General features: G+C 61.3%; 17 protein-coding genes and 1 tRNA gene. 4 read left to right on the top strand and 14 right to left on the bottom strand.

Annotated features, from left to right (window positions below; translation table 11 throughout):
* Together AACP62_RS01875 and AACP62_RS01870 are read left to right on the top strand one after the other, a co-directional pair.
* The gene (locus AACP62_RS01875; RefSeq protein WP_029678044.1) at window positions 1-858 is read left to right on the top strand and encodes an amino acid ABC transporter permease; all 858 of its coding nucleotides are present in this window, start codon (window positions 1-3) and stop codon (window positions 856-858) included.
* A complete protein-coding gene (locus AACP62_RS01870) occupies window positions 855-1,622 on the top strand; it encodes an amino acid ABC transporter ATP-binding protein (protein ID WP_029678045.1) in 768 nt (255 codons plus the stop codon). Before AACP62_RS01875 ends, AACP62_RS01870 begins: the two co-directional genes overlap by 4 nt.
* A gap of 21 nt (window positions 1,623-1,643) precedes the next feature.
* Here the strand turns inward: AACP62_RS01870 and ribF are convergent, their stop codons facing one another.
* The 5 genes from ribF to nusA all read right to left on the bottom strand — a co-directional run bounded on the left by ribF (window position 1,644) and on the right by nusA (window position 8,585).
* Window positions 1,644-2,777 carry a bifunctional riboflavin kinase/FMN adenylyltransferase gene (gene ribF, locus AACP62_RS01865; protein ID WP_339345949.1) on the bottom strand — a complete coding sequence of 378 codons (1,134 nt, stop codon included), beginning with the start codon at window positions 2,775-2,777 and terminating at the stop codon, window positions 1,644-1,646.
* Between the two features lie 119 nt (window positions 2,778-2,896).
* Window positions 2,897-3,955, bottom strand: coding sequence for a tRNA pseudouridine(55) synthase TruB (gene truB / locus AACP62_RS01860; protein WP_339345947.1), 1,059 nt, complete (start codon window positions 3,953-3,955; stop codon window positions 2,897-2,899).
* Entirely contained in the window at window positions 3,939-4,442 is a 504-nt protein-coding gene (gene rbfA / locus AACP62_RS01855; RefSeq protein ID WP_029678048.1) for a 30S ribosome-binding factor RbfA, read from the bottom strand. Before rbfA ends, truB begins: the two co-directional genes overlap by 17 nt.
* Before the next feature lie 129 nt (window positions 4,443-4,571).
* Window positions 4,572-7,343 carry a translation initiation factor IF-2 gene (gene infB, locus AACP62_RS01850; RefSeq protein ID WP_339345945.1) on the bottom strand — a complete coding sequence of 924 codons (2,772 nt, stop codon included), beginning with the start codon at window positions 7,341-7,343 and terminating at the stop codon, window positions 4,572-4,574.
* Between the two features lie 183 nt (window positions 7,344-7,526).
* Complete coding sequence (nusA, locus tag AACP62_RS01845) at window positions 7,527-8,585, bottom strand: transcription termination factor NusA (protein WP_029678050.1); 1,059 nt, start codon at window positions 8,583-8,585, stop codon at window positions 7,527-7,529.
* 140 nt (window positions 8,586-8,725) lie between these two features.
* On the opposite strand from nusA, the gene AACP62_RS01840 reads away from it, so the two are divergent.
* The gene (locus AACP62_RS01840) at window positions 8,726-9,538 is read left to right on the top strand and encodes a hypothetical protein (RefSeq protein ID WP_339345943.1); all 813 of its coding nucleotides are present in this window, start codon (window positions 8,726-8,728) and stop codon (window positions 9,536-9,538) included.
* A gap of 578 nt (window positions 9,539-10,116) precedes the next feature.
* Here AACP62_RS01840 and AACP62_RS01835 read toward each other — a convergent pair.
* From AACP62_RS01835 to AACP62_RS01795, 9 genes are all read right to left on the bottom strand, one after another.
* Window positions 10,117-10,202, bottom strand: a tRNA-Ser gene (locus tag AACP62_RS01835).
* A 108-nt stretch (window positions 10,203-10,310) separates the two neighbouring features.
* Entirely contained in the window at window positions 10,311-11,273 is a 963-nt protein-coding gene (locus tag AACP62_RS01830) for a tRNA pseudouridine synthase A (RefSeq protein ID WP_339345941.1), read from the bottom strand.
* A gap of 78 nt (window positions 11,274-11,351) precedes the next feature.
* Window positions 11,352-11,996, bottom strand: coding sequence for a 50S ribosomal protein L17 (gene rplQ / locus AACP62_RS01825; protein ID WP_024626776.1), 645 nt, complete (start codon window positions 11,994-11,996; stop codon window positions 11,352-11,354).
* 126 nt (window positions 11,997-12,122) lie between these two features.
* Complete coding sequence (locus AACP62_RS01820) at window positions 12,123-13,118, bottom strand: DNA-directed RNA polymerase subunit alpha (protein WP_015022327.1); 996 nt, start codon at window positions 13,116-13,118, stop codon at window positions 12,123-12,125.
* A gap of 75 nt (window positions 13,119-13,193) precedes the next feature.
* Window positions 13,194-13,592, bottom strand: a complete 399-nt coding sequence (gene rpsK, locus AACP62_RS01815; RefSeq protein WP_015022328.1) for a 30S ribosomal protein S11 — start codon at window positions 13,590-13,592, stop codon at window positions 13,194-13,196.
* Between the two features lie 87 nt (window positions 13,593-13,679).
* Window positions 13,680-14,057 (bottom strand): 30S ribosomal protein S13, encoded by a 378-nt coding sequence (gene rpsM, locus AACP62_RS01810; protein ID WP_015022329.1) that lies wholly within the window; start codon window positions 14,055-14,057, stop codon window positions 13,680-13,682.
* A 132-nt stretch (window positions 14,058-14,189) separates the two neighbouring features.
* Window positions 14,190-14,303 carry a 50S ribosomal protein L36 gene (gene rpmJ / locus AACP62_RS01805; protein WP_015022330.1) on the bottom strand — a complete coding sequence of 38 codons (114 nt, stop codon included), beginning with the start codon at window positions 14,301-14,303 and terminating at the stop codon, window positions 14,190-14,192.
* Between the two features lie 25 nt (window positions 14,304-14,328).
* The gene (gene infA / locus AACP62_RS01800; RefSeq protein WP_015022331.1) at window positions 14,329-14,547 is read right to left on the bottom strand and encodes a translation initiation factor IF-1; all 219 of its coding nucleotides are present in this window, start codon (window positions 14,545-14,547) and stop codon (window positions 14,329-14,331) included.
* Between the two features lie 184 nt (window positions 14,548-14,731).
* Window positions 14,732-15,193, bottom strand: a complete 462-nt coding sequence (locus tag AACP62_RS01795; protein WP_029678055.1) for an Hsp20/alpha crystallin family protein — start codon at window positions 15,191-15,193, stop codon at window positions 14,732-14,734.
* Between the two features lie 382 nt (window positions 15,194-15,575).
* Here AACP62_RS01795 and gdhA point away from each other — a divergent pair, with 382 nt between their 5' ends.
* On the top strand, window positions 15,576-16,922 hold the full coding sequence (gene gdhA, locus AACP62_RS01790) for an NADP-specific glutamate dehydrogenase (RefSeq protein WP_339345938.1): 1,347 nt from the start codon (window positions 15,576-15,578) through the stop codon (window positions 16,920-16,922).
* The last annotated feature ends 35 nt before the right edge of the window (window positions 16,923-16,957 follow it).

The raw sequence follows: 16,957 nt of genomic DNA, 5'->3' as shown, positions 1-16,957 counted from the left end.
ATGGCCACCTCGGCACAGGACGCGGTCAGCGATATCCAACGGGAACGGGAACGCTACGGCCGTCGACAGAATCTGCGCTCAGTGGGGATCAGCATCGCCAGCACGCTTGTACTGGCCCTGCTGATCGCCCTGGGGCTGCACGCCTCACCTGGCTGGCCCCGAGTCAAGCAGTCGTTTTTCTCCGGCGCCTACTTCGCCCAAGCCTTTCCCAAGGTCCTCCAGGGGCTTTGGCTCAATCTGGAGGTCCTTTTCTTCGCGGTCATCGGCGTGGCCATCCTAGGCACCCTCTTGGCCATGATCCGCACCAGCCGAAACCCGCTGCTATTTCCCCTACGGGTGCTGGCCCAGGTCTACACCACGATCATGAGGGGGATCCCCATGATCGTGGTCCTCTACCTGATCGGCTTCGGCATCCCTGGACTGGCCATCTTCAACCGGATTCCGGCAGCCCTGCTGGGCACTGTAGCAGTCATCCTCTCCTATTCGGCCTACATCGCCGAGGTGCTGCGGGCCGGCTTCCAGGATGTAGGCCCCTCCCAGAGGGCGTCTGCACGCTCCCTGGGCTTGACCTCGGGACAGACCATGCGTTTGGTGGTCATCCCCCAGGCCCTGCGCAAGGTGGCTCCGGCACTGATGAACGACTTCATCTCCATGCAGAAAGACGTGGGGCTGATCTCGGTTCTGGGAGCTGTTGACGCGGTCAGGGCGGCCCAGATCATTGTGGCCACCTCCTACAACTTCACCCCCTACGTGGTGGCCTCGGTGCTCTTCATCGCCACATCGGTCCCCTTCATTCTTCTCAACGACTGGTATTCCAACCGACTGCGCAAGCGCGAACAGAGCGGAGGCATGGTATGAGCGAACAGGCAGGCACCGATCAGAACCAGCCGGTGCTCCGTCTGGAGGATGTGCGCAAGACCTACCCCGGAGGCAACCAGGTCCTTCGCGGCATCTCCATGACCATCATGCCTCATGAGACCGTGGCCCTTCTGGGCCCATCCGGGTCGGGCAAGTCCACCCTGATGAAGTGCATCAACCTGCTGGAGACCGTCAACGACGGCAGGATCTGGCTGGGCGGCACCGACATCACCGATCCCAGGATCAACCAGGATGCCTGCCGGGCCAGAATCGGCGTGGTCTTCCAGCAGTTCAACCTCTTCCCCCACATGAACGTTCTGAAAAACGTGACCCTGGGAGCCATCAAGGTCCACGGCATGCCCAAGGACCAGGCCAAGGAGCGGGCCCTGGATCTGTTGGATCGGATTGGCATGAGAAAGAAGGCCGGTGCCTACCCCGACCAGCTCTCCGGCGGTCAGCAACAGCGGGTGGCCATCGTCCGAGCCCTGATGACCGACCCGGAACTGCTCCTGTTGGATGAGATCACCTCAGCCCTGGACCCCATGCTGGTGGGCGAGGTACTGGCCATGGTCTCGGAGCTGACCGCCGGAGGCACCACTATCCTCATGGCCACCCACGAAATGAGTTTCGCGCATCACGCAGCCAACCGGGTGGTTCTCCTGCTGGACGGAGTCATCGCTGAGAACGGAACTCCGCAAGAGGTCATGGACGAGTCGCAGAATCCGCGCACCAGGGAGTTCTTCAGCCACTTCCGGGGACTGTGAGCTCCCAAGCACCTTCAGCTTTCAGTTGGCGGAGAACACCCTTCCTGCAGCCTTGGTCAGCTCCAAGGTGCGATTGGCATCCAGGGCCAGCTGTCGTTTGAGGGGTTCCTCGCCTGCATACCGCTTCTGGCCACGCAGACGGCTGAGGAACTCCACCCGGACACGATGACCATACAGGTCCACCCAATCCGGCCGGACGGCATTGGCCTCCAGGAGTCTCGGCACCCGCTCCCCCGGGGCCAGGAAGGTCTCCTTGGTGCCGATGGAGATGGCGGCAGGCATCCGCCAGGGCGAACCCTGAGCCAGCCGACCCTCCCGGCCCTCCGGCGTCGCCATCGGATCCGTAGGCAGTCCCAGGTCGACCAGCCAGCCTGCATAGACTCCATCAGCGGGCATCATCCCCTGACTGTCGGGAGCAAGGTTGGCAGTTGGAAATCCCAAACGGCGACCCCGCTGCTCCCCATGGACCACTGTGCCTTGGACCATGTGCGGCCGACCCAGAATATCCAGTGCCGCATCCACATCTCCATCCAGGATCAACTGCCGAAGATGCGAGCTGCTCCAGGCTCGTACCCGATGCCGCTCCAGGCCGTCAGCGTCATGCAGGGTGCAGTCGCCGGGACCCTGGTCGTCCACTACTTCCAGGTTGAACAGTCCAGTGTCCGCCAGATCACCAATGGCCTTGATGTCACCTACCCGCCCTGCACCCATCTGCGCATCGCGACCCAGGACCAGCGTCCGCATGGCCAGTTGCTCGGTAAGCTGCTTGAGGAAGAACCGATAGGACTTGGCTGCAAAGGTCAGCGTGTATCGCACCACCAGAACCTGATCCAGCCCCAGCTGGGCCATCAGTCGTAGGCGCTCCTCCAGAGGCATGATCTGATCAGGGTCATGGCGAATCAGGTCCAGGGACGGCTCAGTCATGTCATGGCTGTCGGCATAGCTATGGACCAGCTTGGGACTAGGGTCGAAGACCAGGGCCATAGGCCGGTCCTGTGCCTTGGCAGCGAGCTCCACCACTCGGCGCAGAAGGGCCTGATGACCCCGGTGCATACCGTCGAAGACACCGATGGTAATCACGCTGGACCGGGCCCCCAAGGTTCCCGGCCACCTGACAATGCCCGACTCATTCGGGCTGACCTGACTGACCTTCATCCGCTTCCCATCACCTAGTCATGGCGACCCCCGAACCCGGGCGCCGAAAATTCCTTAAGCACTGTATTCCCACCGTCGCACCCTGGCAAGACCCTGAGTTTAAACCCGAAACCGCACACTCAGGCCTCGGGGTGGAAGACCACATCCGGCTTGGCCCCGCCTCGTGAACCGGGCACTAGAATGGCAGCCAGCCGCTGCCTGTCCCCAGGTCCGGCCAGGGCGGCCGTGGGCCCGGTGACATGCAGATCCAAGAATCCTCCGTTGGCCACCCTGGCGGCCTGGTCGGCATTCAGGTTCAGGACAGGCATACTCATGCGTGCTGCCTGCTCAAGACTTAGGGAACCATCCAACATCCCCTGCCGGTCGCGGTCTGGGACCATACGACTGCGGACAACCGTCTGACCTTGTCGGTTCCGGTAGGTGTGCGGGACCACCTGACCGCCCAAAACCCTGGATGCCAGATTGGAATCCCCCAGATCGAATGGACCTACCCGAATCCTTCGTAGAGCGGTCAGGTAGCCGCCCAAATCCAGCCGCTCGCCCAGGTCGCGAGCCAGGGCCCTGATGTAGGTGCCGCTGGAGCAGGTCACCTCCACATCCGCATCGACCACCCTGACACCCTGGTCAGGCAGATCCACACGACGAAAGTCGAGCAGACGGAAGGATGCAATCCGAATGCGGCGGGGTTCCAGCCTGACCTCCTGGCCTGCGCGAGCCAGATCATAGGCCCGCCTGCCCCTGACCTTGATGGCGGAGAATGCATCTGGCACCTGGTCGATCCAGCCGGTGAAGCAACGATCAATCAGGTCCTGCAGACCCTGGGCTGTCAGCTCGTCCACCCTCTGCGCAACTCCAGGACGGGCCGGCAGCAATTCCCCGTCCGCATCGTCCGTGGTGGTACCCAGTCCCAGGCGCATGGTGACCCGGTAGGTTTTGTCATGGCCGACGATGACCGTCAGCAACCGCGTAGCCTGGCCGAATCCAAGGACCAGCAGGCCGGTGGCCATGGGATCCAGGGTCCCGGCATGGCCTACGCGACGCATGCCGAGGCCAGAACGGACGGCGGCCACCACGTCATGGCTAGTCACACCGCTCGGCTTGTCAACAAGGATGATGCCCGAGGTCGGTTCACCATGACCAGAATCCATCACGTCCGACGACTCAGCGGTCGGCTTCATCCGCATCCTCTGCCGCAGGTTCATCAGGGACGGAGTCCGACCCACCGGTCTCTTCTTCGTCGTCATGCCTATATGGATCGGGGTCACCGGCATAGCTGGCATTGACCCGGGCCTTGGCCATGGCCTCGTCTCTGTGACGGGCCGCAGTCAACACATCCTCAATCTCGGTAGCCTCGGCAGGCACCTCATCGTAGATGAAGCGCAGCGTAGGCGTCAGTCGCAGACCGGCCCGGGCGCCGACCAGGGTGCGAAGCCTGCCTGAGGCCTGCCGCAGGGCCTGCTGGGCCCGCTTGCGCTCACCGGCCTCGTGTCCGGACCGACCCAGCTGGGTCCAGTAGATCTTGGCTATCTGCAGGTCGTTGGTGACCCGAACCTCAGTGACGGTGACCCCTGCCAGGCGCTTGTCGTGCATCTGGGACTCCAGCGCAGAGGCCACAACCCGTTGTATCAGGGCTGCTATGCGTACAGCGCGGGGATTTCCAGCCATCATGATTCCTTTCTCAAACCGTCCATAACCAATCGTCTCATTCATGGACATCCGCCCCGGCCAGGGAGTACCCAGACCGGGGCGGATCACCACAGACCCTCCGACATGTGGTCGGATGGTCGACAGGCCCTACTTGCGTTCCACTTCCCGCATCTCGTAGGTCTCGATGATGTCGCCCACCTCGATGTCGTTGAAGGAGCCCAGGTTGATGCCAGCCTCGTATCCTTCGGATACCTCGTTGACGTCGTCCTTGAACCGGCGCAGGGAGGAAATCTCCAGGTCGTTGATGGTGACCACCCCGTTGCGGGCGATGCGAGCCTTGGTGCCCCGCTTGACGGTGCCATCCTGGACCATGACGCCAGCGATGTTGCCGAACTTGGAGGAGCGGAAGATCTCGCGGATCTCGGAGTGGGAGGTGGTGACCTCCTCGTACTCCGGCTTAAGCATGCCCTTGAGCGCAGCCTCGATGTCCTCGATGGCATTGTAGATGACCGAGTAGTACTTGATCTCCACGCCCTCGCGGTCGGCCAGATCCTGAACCTGTCTGTTGGGCCGGACATTGAAACCGATGATGACGGCCTTGTCGACCGTAGCCAGGTTGACGTCGTTCTGGGTGATGGCGCCCACGCCCCGGTGGATGACCTGGATCCCGACCTCGTCGGAGACCTCGATCTTCATCAGGGAGTCTTCCAGGGCCTCGACCGAGCCGGAGGAGTCGCCCTTGATGACGATGTTGAGCATGTCCACCTCGGACTTGGCGAACTGCTCCTTCAAGCTCTCCAAGGAGACAACCTTGCGGCGCTTGGCCAGCTGTGCGGCGCGGGCCGAAGCCTCGCGCTTCTCGGCAATCTGACGGGCTGTGCGGTCGTCGGGTGCGACCAGGAAGAGGTCACCGGCGGTAGGCACCGAGGTAAGGCCCAGCACCTGGACAGGCGTGGAAGGACCGGCAGCGTCCATCTGCCGACCGTTCTCGTCCAGCATGGCACGTACACGGCCATAGGCCGATCCAGCCACAATGGCATCGCCTACATGCAGGGTTCCCTGCTGGACCAACACAGTGGCCACAGCTCCACGGCCCTTGTCCAGGCGGGCCTCGACCGTGGCACCGCGAGCGTCCATGTCGGGGTTGGCCCGAAGGTCAAGATCTGCATCGGCAGTCAGCAGGACGGCCTCCAGGAGCTTGTCCACGTTGGTACCCAGCTTGGCGGAGATGTCGACGAACATAGTGTCGCCGCCGTACTCTTCGGATACCAGTCCGAACTCGGTCAGCTGACCACGTACCTTCTGGGGATTGGCTCCCTCGACATCAATCTTGTTGACAGCCACCACGATGGGCACATGTGCGGCCTGTGCATGGTTGATGGCCTCCACGGTCTGCGGCATGACGCCGTCGTCCGCGGCCACCACCAGGACAGCCACATCAGTCAGCTCGGCACCACGGGCACGCATGGCCGTAAAGGCCTCGTGGCCAGGGGTGTCCAGGAAGGTGATCTTGCGATCCTCCCCATCCAGGGTGACCGTGGCCTGGTAGGCCCCGATGCGCTGGGTGATGCCGCCAGCCTCCTGGGTGGTCGTGTTGGTCTTGCGGATGGTGTCCAGCAGCCGGGTCTTACCATGGTCGACATGGCCCATGACCGTAACCACCGGAGGCCTGGGCTGCAGGTTCTTGTCGTCCTGGTCCTCACGTTCTTCGTCCAGGTTGATGTCGAACTGCTGAAGGAGCTCCTTGTCCTCCTCCTCAGCGGAGACGATGCGGATCTTCCATCCAATCTCGTCGCCCAGAATCTGGAAAGTGGCCTCATCCAGGGACTGGGTGGCCGTAGCCATCTCGCCCAGGTGGAAGAGCACCGTGACCAGGGCGGCAGGGTTGACGTTGATCTTGTCGGCCAGGTCGGCCAGGGTTGCGCCCTGACGCAGCTTGACGGTACGTCCATTGCCTGCGGGGATGCGCACACCGCCGATGACGGGTGCCTTCATCTCCTGGAATTCATGCCTCTTGGCCATCCGATTCTTGCGGGCCTTGGAGGACTTGCCTCCCTGGCGACCGAATGCTCCAGCAGCACCGCCGCGACCACGACCACCACGGCCGGAACCGCCACGGAAGCCACCTGAAGGCGCCGACGAAGCACCGCCGAAACGGTTGCCGCCGCCCTGATGGGTCTGCTGGCCTGGACGGCTATGGCCCCACTGCCCTGGACGGGCGCCCTGCCCGGGGCGACCGCCACGACCGTTGCGGAATCCGCCCCGGCCCCTGCGGGAGTCGTTGACGGTGGGTCTGGCCATGGGATGCGGCCTGGGGATATCCGAAGGCATGGGGGCCTTCATCCCCTGCTTTCGGCTGAAAGGATTATTGCCCGGACGGGGCGTGGATGCTCCCGGCCGTGCACCATGACGTGCCGCCGCAGCGTTGGAACCACCAGGACGACCGTTGTTGCGCGAGCCCTGGGGGCCGGGCCTGCCCATGGCTGAAGGCTTGGGTCCACGGGACTGGTTGCGCTGCTCATGCTCGTTGCGATTACCCTGGGATGCACCGGGCTTGGGGAAGTGGCCACCGGGACGCTGCTGACCCCGTGGCGCCTCGCCGCCGGTCGAGGACCGATGATTCTGTCCGGGCTTGGGCCCAGGTGTTGGCGGCTGGGTACCGCCGGATTGCGCGCGGCCATGCTGACCCTGGCCGCTTCCGTGATTAGGGCTACCGGGGCGGGCATTTCGCGCAGCGGCCTGCCCAGCGTCGCTTTGTCCCTTCTGAGGGAAAGCGTTCTTGAGTCGACGAACCACAGGGGCCTCGACAGTGGAGGATGCGGACTTGACGAATTCGCCCATGTCCTTCAATTTCGCCAGAACAGTCTTGCTGTCTACGCCAAATTCCTTGGCCAGCTCATACACGCGTGCTTTGGGCACTTACTTTCTCCTTACCGGACCGCGCATATGACCGGCGCGATCACTCTTTCATGACGGCGAACATATCCTGTCTCATCGTGCGACCATGATCGTGTTACCTCGTCTCTGTGCCGGGGCCGACGGCATGAACCTCCGGACTCGGGATACCGGGTCCAGCATACTCGCGTCGTCGGATGTTTGCTCTCAGGCGTCTTCACCAGCAGCCGAAGCCGATTGCGCCTGCAGTTCACGTAGTTTTTGCTGGTGGGCCTCCTCGGACTCGATGCCAATCTTCCATCCGGTCAGCTTGGCGGCAAGACGGGCGTTCTGGCCCTCTTTACCAATGGCCAGGGAGAGCTGGGCATCCTTGATGAAGGCAATGGCCGTGCGGTTGGGCTCGCTGACGATCTGCACCTGACGGACCACCGCCGGGGACAGGGCCGCAGCCACGAATTCGGCGGGGTCCTTGGACCAGTCCACGATGTCAATCTTCTCAGGTCCCAGGTTCTCCATGACGGCACGAACGCGAGCACCCGCCGGGCCGATCAGCGCGCCCTTGGGATTGACCCCCTTGGTGTTGGCACGGACCGCGATCTTGGTTCTGGCCCCGGCCTCACGGGCAATGGCCATGATGGAGACTGCACCAGAGACCAGCTCGGGCACCTCCCGCTCAAAGAGGCGGCGAACCAGCTCCGGGTGGGAACGCGACACGATGATTTCCGGTCCCTTGAGCCCACGGGAGACATTGACCACGTAGACACGGATCCGCTGGCCGTGCTGGTAATGCTCTCCAGGCACCTGCTCACGACGGGGCAAAATGGCCTCGACATTATCTACGGCCACATGCACGTTGCCGGGATCGCTGGCATCCTGCTGCACGACTCCGGTGATCAGATGGCCCTTTTGGCCTGAGAAAGCTCCGAAGACTCGCTCATCGTCGGCCTGGCGGAAGAGCTGACGGATGACCTGGCGGGCTGTGGAAGCCGCCAGCCTATCGAAGTCCTTCGGTGTGTCGTCGTATTCCTCGCCCAAATCATAGCCCGGTTCGGGCTCTTCGGGGGTGGGTTCACGAGCGATCTCGTCCTGTGCCCAGATGGTAAAAGTCCCAGCACGTTCGTCCAGCTCCACACGTGCGTGTTTGGCTGCATGAGGCGACTTCTGGTAGGCCAGAAGAAGAGCCTCGCTCAGTGCTTGATCCAAGGTCTCGGCATCAATCCCTTGTTCGTGTGCCAGCTGATGAATTTCAGCCAGGTCCAGTTCCATGTCAAGACCTCCTATGAAGTTATTCAGACCGTGCTTCTTTTAGTCTGCAATGCCTACTATTCTAACCTTTCATGCAGACACAGCCGGTTCCTGAATACCACGGGTGGGCGAGTCGTCGGCCAGCGATCCTGGCGCGACGAATGAGGGCCGGTATCGCAGTTCTTCTGCTGGCTGCCACCATCTCAGGATGCGCACCCTCAGCGGTGCATGTCAGCCAGCACGACCCCGACAATCTCCGTCCCACAGCATGTGAGCAGGCATGGACGCGAGCCCGGCAGTCGGAACAGCTTCAGAGGGATCGGGCAAATAGCCGGGCCCAGGCTTGGATCCAAGCGGCCCGTGAGTGCCCTGCCCGCTTGGACGAAGCCACGGTACACGCAGCCCAGGCTTTGACGGCCTCCCAGGGCGGACAGGCCAATCGCCAAACAGCTACATTGAGGCTGGTTCAGGCTGCACAGCAGTTGGATCCACTGGCCAAGGCACTGCCGGTCGAATTGGCCGATCAGGCCATCATAGGCGAAGACCGTTCAGGATTCGAACTTTCGGTGCTCGCAGCACGCAAGACGGATGCCGCGTGGATGCTCACCCTGGCCGATGCACACACTGCAGCCGCACAGATTCTGGTCGGTCGCGCCAAGCACGATCCCCGGCAGGGGGTCTATTCCACCACTGATCTGCTGGCGCACCCTGAAAAGTCCACCGACCCCGCCAATGGAATACAGACCCCTACCCCTGCCCTGATCGAGATGGATACGGCACGGACCCTACTTGCCGTGGGGAGAAAACTGAACGGCTCCTCAGGCGCCATACGAACCGATGCCAGTCAGAACGAGAAAAGCCACCGGCAGGCCACATCGGCCCTGGTCGACATGATTGTAGCCCACATGTCCATGGCCATGAACCTCGGCTACCCGGCCACTTCGTCAGCCCTGCTACAGGTGCCAAAGCACTGACGTCCAGGACGGACCAGCCACCAGCAGGTTCCACTAGTAGCGCTCGCACGTCTCCTCATCCGCATATGCGAGCAACCCTTGCCCATTCATGCCCAAAACCTGGTCAATCATGAAGTGCAATCATCAAGCACAGCACATTAACTATTGCTTACCGCAGATTTCACGAAACTTTACGAGTGGCGCCAAAGTTTTAGACGGTGCTATTATAGAACGTGTTCCACAGGAGTATTCCACAGGAACGCAGGGGGGTATGAACCCGTGCAATGTAGGAGGCGAGCCGGTGTGACCACCACATCGCCTTCTGCATTGGACGGTCTTTTTATTTGCTGAGTATCGCGACTCATGGTCATGCCAAACTAGGTAGTCAAAGATTGCATGCGGAAGACCAATCACATCTGACATCCATGAACCAAACGGGTGCCATTCTCTCGGTCACTCCGCAAAAAGTCGGTCTTCTATGGACCGCATATCAGCAGCAATTATGAAACCTGATACTCCAAGTGTGCCACTAAACTGTGAAAGGCAACAACAGGGTAAAACGTAAAAGGCCCCGACCATCGGGCCGGGGCCGATAAGGGCGGTTGAGGCGAGATTCGAACTCGCGGAGGGAGTTGCCCTCACACGCTTTCGAGGCGTGCTCCTTAGACCGCTCGGACACTCAACCATAGTCGTTGCCCGACACTGCCGAACAACAACTTTTCTATTATGCCACAGAGTCCCTATCTGGCAAGCGGCGTGGCGCAGCCAACGGCCACTGTGAACAACCAGGGGATCACAGTGTCCGGCGTGCCCGGATGGCCTGCGCCCGCTCAGCAAGCTGGTCATCAGGCGGGTAGGCCACATGCTCCAGGGTCAACCCTCGAGCATCTATAGGACCAGTGGAACCTTCACGCAGGGGGTGGGCCACCTTGTCGGCAAACCATTGCACGGAGCGTCGCCCCTGGCCCACCTGGATGCAGGCCGCAACCAGTGAGCGGACCATGTTATGAGCAAAAGCATCGGCCACAATCCGAAAGACGGTCAGCCCGGACTCCATAAAGGTCGGAAGGTATCCGACGGCATTCTGTCCCTGGGCAGCCTCGCACAGATTCACAGTGGGAACCAGGTCCCAGTGTGCTGCCAGGACCTTGCGGATGGTCGTGCCGCCAGGGTTTGGCCTGGCAAAGGATCCGAAGTCATGCAGACCGATACACTTCGCTGCGGCCTCGTTCATAGCTTGCAGATCCAGGCTCCCCTCCAGGTCAAGCACATAGCCCCGCATGCGCGGATCCCCTGGCTGACCCCCCTGGCTGACCCGATACAGGTAGGTACGTTCCAGGGCAGAGAAGCGGGCATCGAAACCTGCAGGGGCCAATCCGAGACCGAGCAGAACGATGTCGGAAGGCAACAGGTGCCGGAGGCGGCGTTCCAGGGCCAAAACACCATCGACCCCCATATGTCCCCTGCAGGATTCGAGCACAGCGTCGGGAACGTCCAAGTGTGCCACCTGGTGAGATGCGTGGACCCCAGTGTCTGTCCTTCCAGCCACGACCAGTCTGGGTTCCCAGTCGGCTTGGCGATAGGAAACCTCACCATTCGATCTGCGGGCTCCGGTAATCAGAGACAGAGCATGCTCGATGCAACCTTGGACCGTGCGTAGCCCGGGCTGCCGGGCCCAACCATGGAAGCCGCCACCGTCGTAGGCCAGGTCCATACGCAGCCTGACAAGGGACATCTTCCCTTCCTGATCCTCCATCACGACCTCCCTGGCAGCAATGACAAACGGGGCCGGAGAGCCATGCTCCCCGACCCCGTCATCGAATGCAATAACCGATTACTCGGCAGACTTCTCGGCATCCTCAGCCACGTCGGCATCTTCCTCAGCCTGGGCTTCGGCCTGATCCGCCTTGTCGGCGGTCTGTTCCAGATCCTCGGCGGCCTGGTCAGCCTGGGCCACGTCCTGATCGGACTCGTTGGCCTCGACAGCCTGGTCGACGGCATCCTTGGCAGCGCCTTCGGCTACAGCGGCATCGGTGGCTGCTGCCACCTCGGCATTGTCGTCCTTGGCGGCCACCTTGGCTGCGGACTCAGCCTCCTTGACCACGGCCTTCTTGGCCGACAGAGGTTCGGTGACCAGCTCGATCACGGCCTGTGGGGAGTTGTCTCCACGGCGGGGTGCGATCTTGGTGATGCGGGTGTAGCCACCCTCACGCTGCTGCATCTGCTCGGCAATCTGCGTGAACAGGATATGAACCACAGACTTGTCGCGGATGACGCGCATAACGCGGCGGCGGGCAGGCAGATCCCCACGCTTGGCGAAGGTGATCAGCCGCTCAGCCAGGGGACGCAGGCGCTTGGCCTTGGGCAGTGTGGTCGTGATACGGCCGTTGGCAAAGAGGCTGGTGGCCATGTTGGCCAGCATCAGCCGCTCGTGTGCCGGGCTGGAGGCCAGACGTGGGCCCTTGCTAGGTTTTGGCATTGGATTATCTCCTTACGGCCCGGGAGGACAGGTGGGCATACGCCCGAACATCCGACTTCCCGGAATTTCTGTCGGCAGACGACGGAACCCTTCCCCCTCGTCCGCTCATACGAAGGCTGCTATCCTTCACTCGTCGTCAGGCGAGAAGAAGGTGCCTCCCTCGAGATTATTGGTGTCGAAGCCCAGCGGGGAGGCCTTCAGCGACAGCCCCATGCCCTCAAGCTTCTCCTTGACCTCGTCGATGGACTTCATGCCGAAGTTGCGGATGTCCAGCAGATCCTGCTCGGTATGCGAGACCAGTTCGCCGATGGTGTGGATTCCTTCGCGCTTGAGGCAGTTGTAGGAACGCTGCGTCAGGTTCAGGTCCTCAATCGGCACGGACATCTGCGGATCGGCCTCTTCCACCACAGGCTCGGGTCCGACCTCCACGCCTTCGGCCTGGGTGTTGAGCTCACGGCAGAGGCCGAAGAGCTCGACCAGGGTCGACCCAGCTGATGCCACCGCGTCACGCGGCGAGATGGCAGGCTTGGTCTCCACATCCAGAATCAGCTTGTCGAAATCCGTGCGCTGCTCGACACGGGTGGCCTCGACCTTGTAGCTGACCTTGAGCACAGGAGAGTAAATGGAATCGACCGGGATGCGGCCAATCTCATCGTTGTCCTGCTTGTTGAGCTGGGCCTGGACGTATCCACGCCCACGCTCCACCGTAAACTCGATCTCCAGCTCGCCATCCTCGGCCAGGGTCGCAATATGCAGATCAGGATTGGCCACGGTGACGCCGGCCGGCGGGGTGATGTCCCCGGCGGTGGCCTCGCCCTTGCCGCTCTTGCGCAAATACATGACCACAGGCTCGTCGTACTCGCTGGTCAGCACGATGCCTTTGATGTTGAGCAGGATCTCAGTGACGTCCTCCTCCACACCAGGCAGCGTGGTGAACTCATGCAGGGCACCCGAAATGCGGACCGAGGTCACAGCCGCACCGGGTATGGAGCTCAGCAGGGTACGACGCAGGGAGTTGCCCAAGGTGTACCCGAATCCGGGCTCCAAGGGCTCGATGGTGAAACGGGAGCGCTGGGCATTGACGACTTCTTCAGTAAGAGTCGGACGCTGTGCAATAAGCACTGTTGCTATCCTTTCAGCTCCGACCGGTGGTGCACTCACCGATCTTCGCGGGTGGATTCATGGGTTTTCTAGTGCTCAGACGCGACGGCGCTTGGGAGGACGAACGCCATTGTGTGCCTGGGGGGTCACATCGGAGATGGAACCGACCTCCAGGCCTGCGGACTGCAGGGAGCGGATGGCGGTCTCACGGCCCGAACCCGGGCCCTTGACGAAGACATCCACCTTCTTGACCCCATGCTCCATGGCCTTGCGGGCTGCGGATTCGGCGGCCATGCCCGCAGCGTAAGGAGTGGACTTGCGGGAGCCCTTGAAGCCTACGTCGCCGCCTGAAGCCCAGGCCACTACAGCACCGGAGGGATCGGTGATGGAGATGATGGTGTTGTTGAATGTTGACTTGATATGCGCCTGCCCGACCGGAACCGACTTGCGATCCCGACGACGAGGCTTGCGCGCGGCCTGCTTTGCTGCTGCCATTGATCCTCGTTTCCTTGTCACGAATAACGAATAACTAATTGCTAGTACGAACCATCGGGGACCCTCATCCCCGCTTCGCATTCGGCCTTACTTGGTCGCCTTCTTCTTTCCGGCGACGGTGCGCTTGGGTCCCTTGCGGGTGCGGGCGTTGGTCTTGGTCCGCTGGCCGCGCACGGGCAGGCCCCGGCGGTGGCGCTGGCCCTGATAGCAGTTGATTTGGATCTTACGGCGAATATCAGCGTCGATCTCACGACGCAGATCACCCTCGATCTTGTAGTTTCCCTCGAGGTAATCACGCAGCGTAATGAGCTGCTCGTCCGTGAGATCCTTGACGCGGGTGTCCGGATTCACTCCGGTCGCGGCAAGTGTTTCCTTGGCGCGAGTACGCCCCACACCGAAGATATAGGTGAGGGCTATCTCTATGCGCTTCTCGTTGGGGATGTCGACTCCGGCAAGACGTGCCATTGCGATTCCTTTTTGTTCTACGCAGGTCGTGCACCGAGTCTTCCGGTCTCCCGGCCCGGGCCTGCGCACCCGGGGTTCAGCCTGCTGGCTGTGACTCAGCGCCTTTGGTGTTCGTTGCCGCTGGGAATCCGCTCAGCCCTGGCGCTGCTTGTGGCGTGGGTTTTTGCAGATCACCATGACGCGGCCGTGACGACGAATCACGCGGCAGTTCTCGCAGATTCTCTTCACACTAGGGCTGACCTTCATGGTTTTCCTTTGCTTGTGTACCTTGTTACTTATACCGGTACGTAATCCGTCCGCGGTTCAGATCATAGGGACTCATTTCGAGCACCACCCGATCCTGGGGCAGAATGCGGATGTAATTCTTGCGCATCTTGCCGGAAATGGTGGCCAGCACCAGGTGCTTGTTCTCGAGCTCGACGCGGAACATCGCATTCGGGAGGGCCTCGACCACACGCCCTTCCACCTCGATCACACCATCTTTTGCCATAAGCCTTCTATCCGATCCTCGGCCGGTTACACAGCGCGCCGAAAGACACGCCAAATGGCAAGTATAGCATTGATGGACCCAAAATTGGGCAATAGCGTGTTGACACGACAAAAGGGCCGTCTGAACGGCTGTCGCTCAATCAGTATAGCAGTCGTTCAGACGGTCCGATAAGGACCAGAATCCCTCAGTCCTCGATGGCGATGTTCTGCGTGTTGTCAGCCGGCTCAATGCTGGTCTTGGGCAGGGTCACCTCCAGGGTGCCGTTGGCATAGTGGGCATGAATGTCCTCCTGACGGACCTTGTCGCCCACATAGAAGCTGCGGGAGCAGGACCCGGTGTAGCGCTCACGCCGAATCCACCGTCCCTGGTCGTCCTTGTCGCCCTGGTCACCGTTCTTCTGGGCGGAGACAATCAGGTAGCCATCCTCCAGACGCAGGCCAATGTCCTTCTTGTCGAAGCCGGGCATATCGATGGAGAGCTGGTACTGCCCATCCTTCTCACGCACATCCGTGTTCATCAAGGGGCTGTTCAGCGCGTTCTTGGCGCCCTGACCCTGCCGACGCCCGTCACGCCAGTTGTTGAAGAAGGGATCGTCGAAGAAGTCACCGAAAATCGAGTTGTTCATCAATGCGGGAAACATAGCCATAATCACATCTCCTGATTCTGTAAGTCATAGTTTCTGCGGACCGGAACCCCAGGCGGACATCCTGACCTGTCCTCCCGGGCTCCTTGCCCTTCACTTTGTCCAAACCGCGGACCCCGGGTTCCATGCCCGATGTTCACCCAAGGAATAAAAGTTGAGTCATATAGACTCAACTTTGCTGGCTGCTTTGATTGCTCTTTCTCGTTCTCTCATTCTTCGGGCCTTGAATGACCATATGTCAGACATTACGGACCAAAATTCTTGTGACGTAACTTTGAGGCATTTACCATAGGATAAGATTCCGCCAGCCCCCGTAGGCTCTTGAGGGCGGACCCAATCGTATGTGGACCGGATGGACCGGCCATTCCTAGTCAAAGGAGCTCAGATGCTCACCAACGAATACATCAAGCGCGTGTACCAGCAGGTCGAGAAGCGCGACGGCGACCAGCCGGAATTCCTGCAGGCTGTGCGCGAAGTTTTCTCCAGCCTGGAGCCCGTGGTGGAGCGGCATCCCGAGTATGAGGCCAACGGCGTGCTGGAGCGCCTGGTCGAGCCCGAGCGTGCAGTCAAGTTCCGTGTGGCCTGGACCGACGACCAAGGCCATGTCCAGGTCAACCGCGGCTACCGGATCCAATTCAATTCGGCCATCGGCCCATACAAGGGCGGCCTGCGCTTCCACCCGACCGTGACCGAGTCCGTCATCAAGTTCCTGGGCTTCGAGCAGATTCTGAAGAATTCGCTGACCGGACTGCCCATGGGCGGTGCCAAGGGCGGATCCGACTTCGACCCCAAGGGCCGCTCGGATGCCGAGGTCATGCGCTTCTGCCAGGCCTTCATGACCGAGCTGCAGCGTCACATCGGACAGTTCACCGATGTGCCCGCCGGCGACATCAACGTAGGATCTCGCGAAATCGGCTACCTGTTCGGCCAGTACAAGAGAATTCGCGACGAGTACTCGGGTGTTCTGACCGGCAAGGACATGACCTTCGGCGGCTCGCTGGCCAGGACCGAGGCCACGGGGTACGGCCTGTGCTACTACACCCAGGAGGCCCTGCAGACGCTGCGCAAGGATTCCTTCCAGGGCAAGACCGTCGTCATCTCCGGTTCGGGCAACGTGGCCATCTTCGCCACCGAAAAGGCACAGCAGCTGGGCGCCAAGGTGGTAACGGCATCCGACTCCAACGGATACGTCTACGATCCCAACGGGATTGACCTCGACGTCGTCAAGGACATCAAGCTTGGTCACCGCGGCCGAATTCGCGAGTATGCGGACCGCGTGGACTCCGCTGAGTACCACGAGGGCTGCAAGGGCGTCTGGACTGTACCCTGCGACATCGCCCTGCCCTGCGCCACGCAGAACGAAATCGATGAGGAATCCGCAAAGACCCTGGTCGCCAATGGATGCACCGTGGTCTGCGAGGGTGCCAACATGCCCTCCACCCCCGAAGCCATCCAGGTCTATCAGGACAACAAAGTGCTCTATGGACCCGCCAAGGCCGCCAATGCCGGCGGCGTCGCAGTCTCCGGTCTGGAGATGAGCCAGAACTCGCTTCGGCTGCAGTGGACCTTCGATGAGGTGGATCAGCGGCTGAAGGACATTATGACTGGAATCTTCCAGAAGTCCTACCAGGCATCCAAGGAATACGGGCATGAGGGCGACCTGATGCTGGGCGCCAATGTGGCCGGCTTCACCAAGGTGGCCGATGCCATGGTGGCCCAAGGCATCCTCTGAGATAGGACTTAGCCCATCCGAGCAAAAGGGGCTGG

The sequence above is a fragment of the Bifidobacterium apis genome, from assembly GCF_036986835.1.
Taxonomy (GTDB): domain Bacteria; phylum Actinomycetota; class Actinomycetes; order Actinomycetales; family Bifidobacteriaceae; genus Bombiscardovia; species Bombiscardovia apis_A.
This window is presented reverse-complemented; position numbering and strand designations above follow the sequence as displayed.

Excerpts from the sequence above, each read along its gene's own strand:
- AACP62_RS01875 (WP_029678044.1), top strand. The coding sequence starts at position 1 with ATGGCCACCTCGGCACAGGACGCGGTCAGCGATATCCAACGGGAACGG.
- AACP62_RS01870 (WP_029678045.1), top strand. The coding sequence starts at position 855 with ATGAGCGAACAGGCAGGCACCGATCAGAACCAGCCGGTGCTCCGTCTG.
- ribF (WP_339345949.1), bottom strand. The coding sequence starts at position 2,777 with ATGAAGGTCAGTCAGGTCAGCCCGAATGAGTCGGGCATTGTCAGGTGG.
- truB (WP_339345947.1), bottom strand. The coding sequence starts at position 3,955 with ATGAAGCCGACCGCTGAGTCGTCGGACGTGATGGATTCTGGTCATGGT.
- rbfA (WP_029678048.1), bottom strand. The coding sequence starts at position 4,442 with ATGGCTGGAAATCCCCGCGCTGTACGCATAGCAGCCCTGATACAACGG.
- nusA (WP_029678050.1), bottom strand. The coding sequence starts at position 8,585 with ATGGAACTGGACCTGGCTGAAATTCATCAGCTGGCACACGAACAAGGG.
- AACP62_RS01840 (WP_339345943.1), top strand. The coding sequence starts at position 8,726 with ATGAGGGCCGGTATCGCAGTTCTTCTGCTGGCTGCCACCATCTCAGGA.
- AACP62_RS01830 (WP_339345941.1), bottom strand. The coding sequence starts at position 11,273 with ATGGAGGATCAGGAAGGGAAGATGTCCCTTGTCAGGCTGCGTATGGAC.
- rplQ (WP_024626776.1), bottom strand. The coding sequence starts at position 11,996 with ATGCCAAAACCTAGCAAGGGCCCACGTCTGGCCTCCAGCCCGGCACAC.
- rpsK (WP_015022328.1), bottom strand. The coding sequence starts at position 13,592 with ATGGCAGCAGCAAAGCAGGCCGCGCGCAAGCCTCGTCGTCGGGATCGC.
- rpsM (WP_015022329.1), bottom strand. The coding sequence starts at position 14,057 with ATGGCACGTCTTGCCGGAGTCGACATCCCCAACGAGAAGCGCATAGAG.
- rpmJ (WP_015022330.1), bottom strand. The coding sequence starts at position 14,303 with ATGAAGGTCAGCCCTAGTGTGAAGAGAATCTGCGAGAACTGCCGCGTG.
- infA (WP_015022331.1), bottom strand. The coding sequence starts at position 14,547 with ATGGCAAAAGATGGTGTGATCGAGGTGGAAGGGCGTGTGGTCGAGGCC.
- AACP62_RS01795 (WP_029678055.1), bottom strand. The coding sequence starts at position 15,193 with ATGGCTATGTTTCCCGCATTGATGAACAACTCGATTTTCGGTGACTTC.
- gdhA (WP_339345938.1), top strand. The coding sequence starts at position 15,576 with ATGCTCACCAACGAATACATCAAGCGCGTGTACCAGCAGGTCGAGAAG.